Origin of the sequence: Mycolicibacterium fallax (assembly GCF_010726955.1) — a bacterium.
Lineage (GTDB): Bacteria > Actinomycetota > Actinomycetes > Mycobacteriales > Mycobacteriaceae > Mycobacterium > Mycobacterium fallax.
The window spans coordinates 1-13,460 of record NZ_AP022603.1 but is presented as its reverse complement, the minus strand read 5'-3'; the positions used below and the strand labels follow the sequence as shown (position 1 = coordinate 13,460).

6 protein-coding genes, 1 tRNA gene and 10 pseudogenes are annotated in these 13,460 nt (G+C 70.1%); 5 read left to right on the top strand and 12 right to left on the bottom strand.

Annotated features, from left to right (window positions below; genetic code table 11):
• The first annotated feature begins 106 nt into the window (after positions 1 to 106).
• Together G6N10_RS00070 and G6N10_RS20650 are read left to right on the top strand one after the other, a co-directional pair.
• Complete coding sequence (locus tag G6N10_RS00070) at positions 107 to 721, top strand: TetR/AcrR family transcriptional regulator (RefSeq protein WP_407663956.1); 615 nt, start codon at positions 107 to 109, stop codon at positions 719 to 721.
• 2 nt (positions 722 to 723) lie between these two features.
• A pseudogene (locus tag G6N10_RS20650) lies at positions 724 to 1,612 on the top strand (quinone oxidoreductase family protein).
• Positions 1,613 to 1,618: 6 nt separating this feature from the next.
• On the opposite strand, the pseudogene rho reads toward G6N10_RS20650, so the two are convergent.
• The 7 genes and pseudogenes from rho to argS form a co-directional block, all read right to left on the bottom strand.
• Positions 1,619 to 3,456 (bottom strand): annotated as a pseudogene (rho, locus tag G6N10_RS00060) (transcription termination factor Rho).
• Positions 3,457 to 3,776: 320 nt separating this feature from the next.
• Positions 3,777 to 4,698, bottom strand: a pseudogene (thrB, locus tag G6N10_RS00055) (homoserine kinase); the annotation flags it as partial.
• A 19-nt stretch (positions 4,699 to 4,717) separates the two neighbouring features.
• Positions 4,718 to 5,779 (bottom strand): annotated as a pseudogene (gene thrC / locus G6N10_RS00050) (threonine synthase); the annotation flags it as partial.
• A gap of 75 nt (positions 5,780 to 5,854) precedes the next feature.
• Positions 5,855 to 6,928 (bottom strand): annotated as a pseudogene (locus G6N10_RS00045) (homoserine dehydrogenase); the annotation flags it as partial.
• Positions 6,853 to 7,095, bottom strand: coding sequence for a hypothetical protein (locus G6N10_RS20785; RefSeq protein ID WP_456152503.1), 243 nt, complete (start codon positions 7,093 to 7,095; stop codon positions 6,853 to 6,855). The gene G6N10_RS20785 and the pseudogene G6N10_RS00045, both read right to left, overlap by 76 nt.
• Before the next feature lie 2 nt (positions 7,096 to 7,097).
• Positions 7,098 to 8,512 (bottom strand): annotated as a pseudogene (gene lysA / locus G6N10_RS00040) (diaminopimelate decarboxylase).
• Positions 8,509 to 10,154: pseudogene (argS, locus tag G6N10_RS00035) on the bottom strand (arginine--tRNA ligase). Before argS ends, lysA begins: the two co-directional pseudogenes overlap by 4 nt.
• Before the next feature lie 134 nt (positions 10,155 to 10,288).
• On the opposite strand from argS, the gene G6N10_RS00030 reads away from it, so the two are divergent.
• A tRNA-Arg gene (locus G6N10_RS00030) sits at positions 10,289 to 10,366 on the top strand.
• A gap of 159 nt (positions 10,367 to 10,525) precedes the next feature.
• Here G6N10_RS00030 and G6N10_RS00025 read toward each other — a convergent pair.
• Positions 10,526 to 10,699: a CsbD family protein gene (locus G6N10_RS00025; protein WP_085098062.1), complete on the bottom strand. Its 174-nt coding sequence runs from the start codon at positions 10,697 to 10,699 to the stop codon at positions 10,526 to 10,528.
• 199 nt (positions 10,700 to 10,898) lie between these two features.
• Between G6N10_RS00025 and G6N10_RS20690 the strand changes: the two are divergent.
• Positions 10,899 to 11,325, top strand: a pseudogene (locus G6N10_RS20690) (hemerythrin domain-containing protein).
• A gap of 11 nt (positions 11,326 to 11,336) precedes the next feature.
• On the opposite strand, the gene G6N10_RS20200 reads toward G6N10_RS20690, so the two are convergent.
• The 4 genes and pseudogenes from G6N10_RS20200 to G6N10_RS00010 form a co-directional block, all read right to left on the bottom strand.
• The gene (locus G6N10_RS20200) at positions 11,337 to 11,510 is read right to left on the bottom strand and encodes a hypothetical protein (protein WP_244960440.1); all 174 of its coding nucleotides are present in this window, start codon (positions 11,508 to 11,510) and stop codon (positions 11,337 to 11,339) included.
• Complete coding sequence (locus G6N10_RS20195) at positions 11,510 to 11,755, bottom strand: heme-binding beta-barrel domain-containing protein (RefSeq protein WP_244960439.1); 246 nt, start codon at positions 11,753 to 11,755, stop codon at positions 11,510 to 11,512. Before G6N10_RS20195 ends, G6N10_RS20200 begins: the two co-directional genes overlap by 1 nt.
• Positions 11,740 to 11,964: a hypothetical protein gene (locus G6N10_RS20190; protein WP_244960438.1), complete on the bottom strand. Its 225-nt coding sequence runs from the start codon at positions 11,962 to 11,964 to the stop codon at positions 11,740 to 11,742. Before G6N10_RS20190 ends, G6N10_RS20195 begins: the two co-directional genes overlap by 16 nt.
• 179 nt (positions 11,965 to 12,143) lie before the next feature.
• Positions 12,144 to 12,569, bottom strand: a pseudogene (locus G6N10_RS00010) (MarR family winged helix-turn-helix transcriptional regulator); the annotation flags it as partial.
• A 153-nt stretch (positions 12,570 to 12,722) separates the two neighbouring features.
• Between G6N10_RS00010 and G6N10_RS00005 the strand changes: the two are divergent.
• Positions 12,723 to 13,460, top strand: a pseudogene (locus G6N10_RS00005) (MFS transporter); the annotation flags it as partial.

Below are 13,460 nucleotides of genomic sequence, written 5' to 3'. Positions count from 1 at the left end.
TGAACAGATTTGCAAAAGTGTCTACCATGTGTCGGGCCACCGGGTAGCCTCGGGTCCCTGACAGAATCGTCGATCATCTGCCTGCCCGGCTGCAAGGAGGCGTCCGGTGGAAACCGCCACACCGACCAAGACCGTGCGTGAGCGGCTGATGGATGCCGCCGAGGCCTGCCTGCGGGACAAGGGCATTCGGGCCACCACGGTGTCCGAGGTGGCCGAGCTGGCCGGTGTCTCGCGCGGTTGGCTCTATCGGCACTACCCGGACAAGGTCGCACTGCTGGGCGCCGCGCTGGTCCGGCTCAACGACGTCTACTGGGGCGAGTCGCACTCCATGCTGGGGGCCGTCGACGGGATCGTCGAGCAGATCGCCTCGGGCATCCAGCTGGGTCGCTCGGCCTACGGCTCCCCCGGCTCGCTGTTGATGCGGCTGCGTCAGGAGGAACCCGAGGAGTTCGCCGCGTGCGCCGGAGCCGGGGTCGCGGGCCTGGTGCCCGACTTGGCCGCGTTCTGGCGGCCCTACCTGGCCGCGGCGGCCGAGCGCGGCGAGGTCGAGGTGGACGACCTCGATGAGGCCAGCGAGTGGGTGGCCCGGGTGGTGCTGAGCGTGACGACGGTCGCCTCGGAGCGGCTCGACCCCGACGACCGGCCCGCGCTGGTGAGCCAGTTGCAGCGCTATCTCGTCCCGGCCCTGCGCTCCGGGACCACGGCATCAACGAAGGAGTGATCATGAGGGCCGCCGTCGTCGACACCTTCGGCACCTCGCCGCGCTACGGCGACGTCGCCGAGCCGGCACCCACCGAGCACACCGAGGTCGCGACCGTGCTGGCCGCGGCGGCAAGAACCTCGACCGGCTGCTGGTGTCGGGCTCGCACTACGGCAGCGCCGCGCTGACACCGCCGGCATCGACGGCGTCGTCCAGCTCGCCGACGGGCGGCTGGCCTACACCACCGCCACGCAGCCCTACGGGCTGATGGCCGAACGCACGCTCGTCGACCCGGCGGCCGCAACCGTGCTGCCCGCGGGTCTGGATCCGGTGCTGGCGGCAGCCATCCCGAACGCCGGTCTGTCGTCCTGGTTCGCGCTGGGTACGCCGCGGCGATCCAGCCCGGTCAGACCGTGGTGATCCTCGGCGCGACCGGCGTCACGGGAGCGACGGCGGTGCAACTGGCCAAGTCGCAGTTCGGTGCGGGGCACGTGGTGGCGCTTGGACGCAACGCGGAGCGGCCGGACTGGCTGCGCACCGCGGGCGCCGACGAGACGATCGTCCTGGACGGGCAGGCCGCCGACCGACTCGCCGCGCTGCATGCCGAACGCCGCATCGACGCCGTCCTGGACTACCTGTGGGCCCGCCGGCCGAGCAGGTCCTGGGCGTGCTGGGCAACAGCGGTCTGACCGCCAGCTATCACCGCACGCGTTTCGTACAGATCGGTTCGATGGCCGGGCCGAACATCACCCTGCCCGCGGAGATCCTGCGGGCGCGGGCATCGAGCTCATCGGCACCGGGCTGGGCAGCGTGCCACCGGAGGGCAGCGCCCGGGCCCGCCCGCTGAGCGAGGTCGCCGACGCCTGGGACCGCGGTGAGCCGGCCGGTTCCCGGGTGGTCCTGGTGCCCTGACCGGGGTCAGTCGGCGTCGGCGCCGCCGGGGGCGGTCTTGGACACCTGGACCAGGAACTCGTAGTTGGTCTTGGTCTTGCGCAGCTGGCTCATCAGCAGGTCGATGGCCTGATGCGAATCCAGCCCGGACAGCACCCGGCGCAGCTTGTGCACAATGGCGAACTCGTCGGGGCCGAGCAGCAGCTCGTCCTTGCGGGTGCCCGACGGGTTGACGTCCACGGCCGGGAACACCCGACGCTCGGCGATCTTGCGGTCCAGCTTGAGCTCGGCGTTGCCGGTGCCCTTGAACTCCTCGAAGATCACGGTGTCACCGGTGGAGCCGGTCTCGACCATCGCGGTGGCGATGATGGTCAGCGAGCCGCCGTCCTCGATGTTGCGGGCCGCGCCGAGGAACCGCTTGGGCGGGTACAGCGCGGTGGAATCCACACCACCGGACAGGATGCGGCCCGACGCCGGGGAGGCGTTGTTGTAGGCGCGGCCCAGCCGGGTGATGGAGTCCAGCAGCACCACCACGTCCTTGCCCTGCTCGACCAGGCGCTTGGCCCGCTCGATGGCCAGCTCGGCGGCCTGGGTGTGGTCTGACGGCGGCCGGTCGAAGGTCGAGGCGATGACCTCACCCTTGACCGAACGCTGCATGTCGGTGACCTCTTCGGGTCGCTCGTCGACCAGCACGACCATCAGGTGGCACTCGGGGTTGTTGCGGGTGATCGCGTTGGCGATGTCCTGGATGATCGTGGTCTTACCGGCCTTGGGCGGCGACACGATCAGGGCGCGCTGGCCCTTGCCGATCGGCATGATCAGGTCGATGACCCGGGTGCTGATCTTGTCCGGGGTGGTCTCCAGGCGCAGCCGCTGGTTCGGATACAGCGGCGTCAGCTTGCCGAACTCCGGACGATTGCGGGCCGCCTCGACCGGACCGCCGTTGACCGAGTCGAGCCGGACCAGCGGGTTGAACTTCTGCCGCTGATTCTTGTCGCCTCCGCCGCCCTCGCCCTCGCGGGGCACCCGGACCGCGCCGGTGACGGCATCACCGCGGCGCAGGCCGTTCTTGCGGACCATGTTCATCGAGACGTAGACGTCGTTGGGCCCGGCCAGGTAGCCCGAGGTGCGGACGAACGCGTAGTTGTCCAGCACGTCGAGGATGCCGGCAACCGGCTGCACGACGTCGTCCTCGCGCAGTTCGGTGTCGCCGCCCTCGCCGCCGCCGCGCTCGCGACGCCGACGGTCCCGGAAGCGACGGCCGCGCCGGCCGCCGCGGGCGTCGTCGTCGTCGGCGTTGCCGCCGCCGGAATTGCCGCCGCCGGTGTTGCCGCCGCCGGGTTGGCGCGCTGCTGGCCACCGTCACCGCGGTCGGACTTCTGGTCCTGGTCACCGCGGGATTCCTGACCACCGCCCTGGCCGGTCGGCGAGCCGGCATCGCGGGACGCCCCGCGGCGCTCGCGCCGGCGCGGCTCGCCGGACTGGCCGCCGCCGTCGCCCTGGTCACCGGACTTGGCGTCCTGCCTGGGCGCCTCACTCTTGGGCGCCTCGCTCTTGGGCGCTTCAGCCTGAGCCGGTTCCACCTTCGGGCCCTCCTCCTTGGGCGCGGCGCTTGGGGCCGGCGCCTCGGACTTGACCGAACCCGCCTTGGCCGCCCCGCCGCCATTGCCGGAACCACCGGCCTGGTGCTCCCGGATCGCGGCGATCAGATCGCCCTTGCGCATCCCCGAGGCGCCCTTGACGCCGACCTGGCCGGCCAGCGTGCGCAACTCGGGCAGCAGCATCGAGGACAGCGCACTGCTCAGCTTGCCCGACGAGGCCGGGGCCGGGGCGTCATTGGCCGGGATGAGGTCCGTATCGGTCACGGATTTCCTTTCTTTCCCCCGCCGGAAGCTTTCTCAGTCGGGGGGTTCGGTGCGCTCAGCGAAGACGCTGCGCGCGAAGTGCCACCGTCGGCTCTGCGACGGCGACAGCCGGATTCGCGGCGTAAGGCGTACGGTCCACTCACGTGTGAATCGTCAACTCACGGGTGAATCACAGAAGAATTGGTGGACGTCCTGGTGTCGGCGCTGGAAGCACCGCGTAAAACCGGGGACGGCACGAGAATAACCCGCAATGTAATCGGAAGCAACAAACACCCCCGGCGGGTCGGATGACGGATCAATCCGCGGCCATTGCGCCCGCGCCACACCAATCCCCGGCCGACGTTGATTTCGCCGACGGTGAAGCCGTGCTCGGCGGCAAACCCGATGGCCTCCTCGGGCAGCGACGCATCCTGGCCGAAACCCAAAACGGTGGGCCCGGCTCCGGAGATCACCGCCGCAATGCCACAACGCCGCAGCAGCCGCAGGTATTCCGCCGACGCCGGCATGGCCGGGGCGCGTTGGCCCTGATGCAGCAGGTCCTCGGTGGCCACCATCAGCAGGTCCGGGCGCTCGGTCAGCGCCAGCACCAGCAACGATGCCCGGGCGATGTTGAACCGAGCGTCCAGGTGGCTGACCTGCTCGGGCAGCAGACCCCGGGTCTCCGCGGTCGAGGACCGGAACTGCGGGATGGCGACGAACAGTCGGATGTCGGGGTGCAACCGCAAACCGGCGGCCCGATACTGGGCCGCTGCGCCCGGCTCGGACGTCTCGGTCCAGGACACCACCGCCCCGCCCATGACCGCCGCGGCGGCATTGTCGGGATGCCCCTCGAATTCGGCGGACAATTGCACCAATTCCGCAATGCCCAGCGGCGCACAATCGACCTGCTCGGCAAGCGCATTGGCGATGCCGAGACCACCGACCACCGCGGCGGCCGAGGAACCCAGCCCACGCGAGTGCGGAATGGTATTGCGACAGTTCACATTAAGGCCGTCGACCCGCAGCCCGTGGGCGGCCAGGCCGCGTTTGATGGCGCGGACGACCAGATGATCCCAGGTTGCCGGAACCTCCCGGCACCCTCCCCACGTCGATGCTCGGTCCGGATTCGGTTGTCTGGACCGAGATTTCGTCAGAGATCCCCAGCGCCAGGCCCATGCTGTCGAAGCCGGGGCCGAGGTTGGCACTGGAACCGGAGACGACGGCGTGACCGCTGAGCCCGGCGGGAAGAGTCTGATCGGCCATCACGATGGGCGCTAGCCCAGCCCAGCTCGGCGACGACGGCCGACGGGTCGACCGGAACGGCCTTGACCTCGGGGATGTCCCGCAGCGCGGTGTCGGGATCCTTGAGCCCGTTGCCGGTGACGGTGCAGACCACCGACGAGCCGCGGCACCCAGCCGTCGGCAACGGACTTGAGCAGCCCGGCAATGCTGGCCGCCGACGCCGGCTCGACGAACACTCCCTCGGTGCGGGCGACCAGGCGGTAGGCCTCCAGGATCTCCTCGTCGGTGGCGGCCAGGAACCGGCCGTCGGACTCCTCGCGCGCGGCGACCGCGGAGTTCCACGAGGCCGGCGAGCCGATCCGGATCGCGGTGGCGATGGTCTCCGGTCACTCACCGGGTGGCCGAGCACCAGCGGCGCCGCGCCGGCGGCCTGGGTGCCGAGCATCCGCGGCAGCGTCTCGGCCAGCCCGTCGCGGTGGTACTCGTTGTAGCCCTTCCAGTAGGCGGTGATGTTGCCGGCGTTGCCGACCGGCAGCGAATGCACATCCGGCGCGCGGCCGAGGGCGTCGACGATCTCGAAGGCGGCGGTCTTCTGCCCCTCGATACGGACCGGGTTCACGCTGTTGACCAGCGAGATGGTCGGATAGTCGGCGGTCAGCTTCCGGGCCAGTTCCAGGCAGTCGTCGAAGTTGCCGTCGATCTGGATGATCTTGGCGCCGTGCATGACGGCCTGGGCCAGCTTGCCCATCGCGATCTTGCCCTGCGGGATCAGCACCGCGCAGGTGATGCCGGCCCGGGCGGCGTAGGCGGCCGCCGACGCCGAGGTGTTGCCGGTGGACGCGCACAGCACGGCCTGCTGGCCCCGCTCGACGGCGTCGGTCACCGCCATCGTCATGCCGCGGTCCTTGAAGGAGCCGGTCGGGTTGAGCCCCTCGACCTTCAAATGCACGGTACAACCGGTCATCTCACTGATCCGCTTGGCGTGGATCAGCGGCGTGCCACCCTCCAACAGGGTGACCGCGGTCCAGTTGGCGGCGTCGGGCAACCGGTGCCGGTATGCCTCGATCAGGCCCGGCCACGGCCGGTGCACGGGTGCGTTCATCACTCGGTTCCTTCCATGCAGCACGCTGGCCACGCTCGACACCACATCAAGTTCCTTCAGCGCCGTCACCGTTTCCGACAGCGCGGCATCGGTCGCGCGGTGGGTGAGCACCACGATCCGGGCGCCGATCGGCTGACCGTCCTCGTCGACCAGACCCTCCTGGCGGACCTCGGCGATGCTGACCCCGCGGTTGGCGAATTCGGAGGCCACCTTGGACAGCACGCCGGGCTTGTCGTGCACGTACAGACTCAGGTAGTACCGGGTCGGGACCACGCCGATCGGCGCGATCGGCAGTCGGGCGTACTTGGATTCGCGCGGCCCCCGGCCGCCCTGCACCCGGTTGCGGGCGGCCATCACCACGTCGCCCAGCACCGCCGAGGCGGTCGGCGCGCCGCCGGCGCCCTGCCCGTAGAACATCAGCTGACCGGCCGCGGCGGCCTCGACGAACACCGCGTTGAAGGCCCCGTTGACCGACGCCAGCGGGTGCGTCAGCGGCACCAGCGCCGGGTACACCCGCGCCGAAACCTGTTCGCTGCCATCGGCATTGGTGATCCGCTCACAGATCGACAGCAGCTTGATGGTGCAGCCGAGGGCCTTGGCGGAGGCGAAGTCCTCGGCGCTGACGGCGGTGATACCCTCGCGGTAGACGTCGTCGGCCTGCACCGGTGTGAAACGCGATGGACGCCAGGATCGCGGCCTTGGCCGCGGCGTCATAGCCCTCGACGTCGGCGGTCGGGTCGGCCTCGGCGTAGCCAGCGCACCGGCCTCGGCCAGCGCGTCGTCGTAGGAGGCGCCGGTCTCCGACATCGCCGACAGGATGTAGTTGGTGGTGCCGTTGACGATGCCGGCCACCCGCAGCACCCGGTCACCGGCCAGCGACTGGGTCAGCGGCCGGATCACCGGGATCGCGCCGGCCACCGCGGCCTCGAAATACAGGTCCACCCGGGCCTTTTCCGCGGCGGTGGCGAGCTTGCCGGTGGATTGGGCCAGCAGCGCCTTGTTCGCGGTGACCACGGACTTGCCGTGTTCGAGCGCGGCGAGAATTGCCCGGCGGGCCGGTTCCACCGGCCCCATCAGCTCGACGACGATGTCGACGTCGTCGCGGGCGACCAGCGCCTCGACGTCCTCGGTGAGCAACTCGACGGGCACGCCGCGGTCGGCCGCGACCCGCCACCACCGATGCCGCGCAGCTGCAGCGGCGCACCGATGCGCGCGGCGAGGTCCTCGGCACTGTCCTCCATGATGCGCACCACCTCGGTGCCGACGTTGCCCAATCCCAGCACCGCCACACCCACCGGCTTTTCCGTCTCAGCCACGGTCACCTCACCTCCAGACTCAACAGGTCGTCCAACGTCTCCCGGCGCAGCACCAGCCGGGACTTGCCGTCTTGCACCGCCACCACGGCGGGCCGCCCGAGCAGGTTGTACCGGCTCGACATCGAATAGCAGTAGGCGCCGGTGGCGGCCACCGCGATCAGGTCATCGGGTTCGACGTCGCCGGGCAGCCAGGCGTCTCGAACGACGATATCGCCGCTTTCGCAGTGCTTTCCGACGATCCGGCAGAGCACCGGGTCGGCGGTACTGCTGCGCGAGACCAACCGGACGTCATACTCGGCGCCGTAGAGCGAGGGCCGGATGTTGTCGCTCATCCCGCCGTCGACGCTGACATAGCGGCGCGCAGCGGTGGCGCTGACGGCGACGTCCTTGACGGTGCCGACCCGGTACAGCGTGACGGTGCCGGGCCCGGCGATGGCGCGGCCGGGCTCGACCACCAGGGTCGGCTCGGGCAGTCCGACGGCCGCCGATTCGCTGCGCACGATCGCGGCCAGCTTGGCGGCGAGGTCCTCGATCGGCGGCGGGTCGTCGCCGGCCAGGTAGGAGATGCCCAGTCCGCCACCGAGATCGACGATGTTCATCTGGGCGGTCTTGTCCACACCGAACTCCGAGACCACCTCACGCAGCAGCCCGATCACCCGATGGGCGGCCACCTCAAAGCCGTCGACCTCGAAGATCTGCGAGCCGATGTGGCTGTGCAGGCCGACCAGCCGCAGGTGCTGGGTTTCGAAGACCCGGCGCACCGCGGCCATCGCCGCGCCGGTGGCCAGCGACAGCCCGAACTTCTGGTCCTCGTGCGCGGTGGAGATGAATTCGTGGGTGTGCGCCTCGACCCCGACGGTGACCCGGATCAGCACGTCGACGACCGCACCGGCCTCCGCGGCGATCCGCTCCAGCCGGTCGATCTCGATCATCGAGTCGATCACCACGTGCCCGACCCCGGCGCGCACCGCAGCCGCCAGCTCGTCGACCGATTTGTTGTTGCCGTGCAGGGTGATCCGCTCCGGCGGGAAGCCGGCCGCCAGCGCGACGGCGAGTTCGCCGCCGGTCGCGACGTCCAGCGACAGGCCCTCCTGCTCGACCCAGCGGGCGATCTCCGTGCACAGGAACGCCTTGGCCGCGTAATGCACCCGCTCACCGCCGCCGAAGGCCGCGGCGATCCGCCGGCACCGGGTGCGGAAGTCGCTTTCGTCGATGACGAACAGTGGGGTGCCGTACTCGGCGGCCAGCGCCGAGCAGGGCACCCGGCCAGCGTCACCTCGCCGTCGTCGCCGCGAACCGCGTTCAGCGGCCACACGTTCGGGGCCAGCCGGGCCTCGTCGGCGCCGGCCGGGCGCGCCGGCGCGCCGGGCTGGTGGATCTCCTCGGCGTGCCGGGGGCCGGCGGGGTGTGCGTTCACATCCGCTCCGGGGCGCCGACGCCGAGCATTTCCAGTCCGTTGGCGATCACCCGGCGGGTGGCCGCGCACAGCGCCAGCCGGGCGTTGTTGAGGTCGCCGGCCGGCTCGTCACCCTGCGGCAGCACCCGGCACGAGTCGTAGAACCGGTGGTAGTCACCGGCCAGGTCCTCAGGTAGCGGCACACCCGGTGCGGCTCGCGCAGCAGCGCGGCGGTCTTGACCACCCGGGGGAACTCACCGAGGTTGCGGATCAGCGCACCCTCCTTCTCGTGGGTGAGCAGGCCCAGTTGCGCGGTGTCCGGGCTCAGCCCCAGCTCGGCGGCGTTGCGGGCCAGCGCGCTGAGCCGGGCGTGCGCATATTGCACGTAGTACACCGGGTTCTCACTGGACGCCGAGGACCACAGCTGCAGGTCGATGTCGATCGGGGTGTCCACCGAGGACCGCAGCAGGGCGTAGCGGGCGGCGTCCACGCCAAGCGCGTCGACCAGGTCGTCGAGGGTGATGACGGTGCCGGCGCGTTTGCTCATCCGGACCGGCGCCCGTCGCGCACCAGGTTCACCAGCTGCCCGATCATCACCTCGACGGTGTCCGGGCTGTAGCCGAAGGCCTGGGCGGCGGCCAGGCCGGGCGATGTAGCCGTGGTGGTCGGCGCCGAGCATGTAGATGCACAGCCCGAAGCCGCGTTCGCGCTTGTCCAGGTAGTAGGCCAGGTCGCCAGCGATGTAGGCGGGTTCACCGTCGCTCTTGATGACGACGCGGTCCTTGTCGTCGCCGTAGTCGGTGGTGCGCAGCCAGGTGGCGCCGTCCTTCTCGTAGATGGCTCCGTTTGCGCGCAGCCGGGCGATGGCCTGATCGACCATGCCGGAGGTGTGCATCGAGTCCTCGTGGGTGAAGACGTCGAAGTCGGTGCCGAACTCGTGCAGCGAGTCCTTGATGTGGGTGAACATCAGGTCCACGCCGATGGAGCGGAACGTCTCCTGCTGCTCGGCCGCGGGCTGGCTCAGCACGTCGGGGGCCAGCTCGATCACCTTCGCGGCGATGTCGGAGATGTAGGCGCCGGCGTAGCCGTCCTCCGGGGCGGGTTCGCCCTTGGCGGCGGCCACCAGCGAGCGGGCGAACCGGTCGATCTGGGCGCCGTGGTCGTTGAAGTAGTACTCCCGGCACACCTGGGCGCCCTGGGCGGTCAGCAGCCGGCCCAGCGCATCCCCGACGGCCGCCCAGCGGGTGCCGCCGATGGATCGGTCCGGTGGGGTTGGCCGAGACGAACTCCAGGTTGATGGCCTGCCCGGCCAGTTCGTCGCCGACGCCATAGCCGCGCCCGCGGCAGGGATGTCGGTGACGATGACGCCCTGGGCGGCGGCGTCGATGCGCAGGTTCACAAAGCCCGGGCCGGCCAGCTCCGCGTCGGCGATGCCCGGGGCGGCGCGCAGCGCCTCGACCAGCCAGCCGGCCAGCTCGCGCGGGTTGACGCCGACCTTCTTGCCCAGCTGAAGGGCGAGGTTGGTGGCGTAATCGCCGTGCTCGGGGTTGCGCGGACGCTCCACGGTCACCGTCTCGGGCAGCGCGCTGACGTCGAGATCATGCTCGGCGAGCACCGCCGCGGCGGTGGACTTCAACAACTCGGCGAGATCGGCGGGGGTCACGAGGGTTCATCCTATGGTCTGGGGTGCGCACCCCCGGAATCCGCTCCCGCCGCGGGGGTGCCGGCAGCCCCCGCCACCATCACCGGCGCCGATGGGTTACGCTATCCCGGCCCAACTGGCGCGGGCATCGACCGCGCCCCGTAGCTCAGGGGATAGAGCGTCTGCCTCCGGAGCAGAAGGCCGCAGGTTCGAATCCTGCCGGGGCACCACCAGAAACACCCTCGACCAGCGTGGAGGTTGTTTCTTTCTTGGATCGCCGTGGCGACGGTGCGCTCAGCCAACCCCGGTCGCCGAGGTGCGCTTCGTGTTGTTCGACGACGCCGCCACCGGGCCTTCGAGTCCGCGCTGGGCTGGGCGGGCCGCAGCCGGGCTCAGTGCTTGAAGGCGTCCTTCACCTTCTCGCCGGCGTCCTTGAGGTCCGCCTTGGCCTGATCGGCCTTGCCCTCGTTCTTCTTTTGGTCGTCGTCGGTCAGGTTGCCCGCGGCCTCCTTGGCCTTGCCGGCGGCATCGTCAATGGCGTTCTTGATCTTGTCTGTTGCACTCATGCCAGCCAGGATGGCCAATTCCCGGGGAAGCCAAACATCCGCTGACCCGATCTGGGCTGTGATGCCGGCAACACCGGCGCGCCCCCGCGCCTGCGGAACGGGGACGTTCGGCCCCTACCCGGTGCGGCCGCCGAAATTAGCGTGGACGGCGTGCCCGGCACCTCGCCGGGCCCGCAGCTGCCGATGAACGGAGCCCGCCATGTCCGCGCCCGACGCCACCGATCCCGCCGTCGCCTACACCGCCGAGCACCGCGCCATCGACGCCGAGATCGAACGCTTCCTGGACGCCCCCGACGACGGGGCCGCGCTGCGGACCGCCCTGGACACCCTGCGCAGGCACATCTACCTGGAGGAGAAGTTCATGTTCCCGCCGCGCATCGCGGGCTGATGATGCCGATCATGGTGATGATCCGCGAACACGGCGAACTGTGGCGCGCGATGGACGCCATCGAGGCCGGCGATCCCGACCCGGCCTGCCGCGAACTGCTCGGATGCTCGCCGTGCACAACGACAAGGAAGAGCCGATCGTCTATCCGCAGGCCACCAGACTCGACTGCGCCGCCGATCTCACCGAGCTGCTGACCGAGGCCGCCATGCCCGACGGCTGGGTGTGCGCCGCGGCGTGACCAGCGCCCGGTCAGTTCCCCAGGCCCGGGTGGAACCGCCGCACTCGGCGCAGCGTGTTCTGGTCGGTGTGCATGTCCTGCCCGATGGCGGCCAGCCGCAACAGCAGATCCGAGGTGTAGCTGAAGGTTTCGTCGTCGATGATGGTGAAGGTGCTGGTGAACGCCCGGATCTCGGCGCGCTGCATCAGGTAGCGGTTCTGCAGGACGCCGTACGACGGGTCGCCGGGGTGGCGTCGAAATGCAGCACCCGGTCTCCGGGGCTGGGCGCTGCTGCCCGCCAGGATCGCGATGCCGCGGCCGAGACCACGTTCCGGATGATCTGGCCGTTGGCCTTGTCCCACAACAGGAATCCGATCTCGTCGTGGAACGGGTCCATCGCCTCCTCGCCGTGGCGCCAGGCGGTCATCTTGTAGTTCAGGCCCCACAGCACCTGCTGGCGTTCTCCTGCACCGGAATCGGCGTGAAGGTGGCCTTTTCGAAGTAGGACGTGGGGCCGGTGACGTCGTCGTCGTTGTGGTAGGACAGGTCGATTCCGACGTCGCCCTCCCAGTCGCCGACCAGCGGGGTCAACGGACCGAGCTTCTGCGGTCCCCGGATATCGGCGATGTCGATGGTCGGCTCACTGATCGATGTGCTCATTGACTGCTCCACTCGTCGGGCCGAACCCGATGACCAGACCCGGCCCCCAAGGCTGGTTCGGCACCTCAAGTGTTGCATAGAGCAAGACATTTGGTAAGCGGTTTGCCCAGGTCCGCAGCGCGCGGGGCACCACGTTCAGAGCAGCAGGCGATGCGCGCCGTCGGCCGGGCGCCCGGATCGAGCAATTCGTGCAACCGGTCCAGGGTGGCCGCGCACTCCCGGCGCCGCTGCGGGTCCAGTTGTCCCAGCGCCTTGGTCAGCTCACGCCGGCGCCGATCGGTCACCTGCCGCACCGCCCGTCGCCCGGCGGGCGTCAGCGCAAGGTCACCACGCTGCGATTGTGCGGATCGGCACCGCGCTGCAGCAGACCCGACTTGTGCAACCGGTCGGCCAGCCGGGTGACCGAGGAGCCGGCCAAGCGCCCGGGCGCATTGCGTCGAGCTCACGGTGCCCAACTCGTACAGCACCAGCAGCAGCCGGAACTGGGGCAGCGACAGCTCCGAGCGCTCGACGCTGCGCAGCGCCAGGCCGACCAGATCGCGGGTAGCGGCCTCGAACGCCCGCAACTCGTCGGCCGAGGGCCCGGTGACGCCGTCACTTCCCACCGGGTGAGTATCCCTCGAAGCCCGGCCTCACCCCGGCGGCCACACCCGGTGAGCCCGAGTTCACCGCGGCGATACGCGCGGCGCCCGGCACCGCAACACGGCCTTCCTAACTTGGCCGCAGCGACGGACACCCGTCGGGACGGGCACACCGCGATGACGCGATCGCACACGATCACCGACTGGGATCCGGAAGACCGGGTGCAGTGGGCCGGCGGCGGCGAACGGATCGCCAAACGAAACCTGCTGTGGTCCGTCGTCGCCGAACACGTCGGGTTTTCGGTGTGGTCACTGTGGTCGGTGATGGTGCTGTTCATGCCCGAGTCGGTCTACGGCATCTCCGCCGCCGACAAGTTCCTCATCGCGGCGACCGCCACGCTGGTCGGTGCCTGCCTGCGGCTGCCCTACACCCTGGCCACCGCCCGGTTCGGTGGCCGGAATGAACGATCTTCTCGGCTTCGTGCTGGCGGTGCCGGTGCTGGCGACCATCGTGATCCTGGCCAACCCGGGCCAGCCGCTCTGGGTGTACCTGGCCTGCGCGGCACTGACCGGCTTCGGCGGCGGGAACTTCGCGTCGTCGATGACCAACATCAATGCGTTTTTCCCCCAGCGGCTCAAGGGCTGGGCGCTGGGCCTCAATGCCGGCGGCGGGAACATCGGCGTTCCCGTCGTTCAGCTGGTGGGGCTGCTGGTTATCGCCACCGCGGGTAACCGGCAGCCTCACTGGGTCTGCGCGGTCTATCTGGTGCTGCTGGCCGTGGCCGGGATCGGCGCGGCGCTGTTCATGGACAACCTGCGGGTCCCGACCGTCGACATGACCGCGATGCGGGCCGCGCTGCGGCACCGGCACACCTGGATCGTCTCACTGCTCTACATCGGCACGTTCGGCTCGGA

Excerpts from the sequence above, each read along its gene's own strand:
- G6N10_RS20190 (WP_244960438.1), bottom strand. The coding sequence starts at position 11,964 with ATGAGCACATCGATCAGTGAGCCGACCATCGACATCGCCGATATCCGG.
- G6N10_RS00025 (WP_085098062.1), bottom strand. The coding sequence starts at position 10,699 with ATGAGTGCAACAGACAAGATCAAGAACGCCATTGACGATGCCGCCGGC.
- G6N10_RS20200 (WP_244960440.1), bottom strand. The coding sequence starts at position 11,510 with ATGCAGCGCGCCGAGATCCGGGCGTTCACCAGCACCTTCACCATCATC.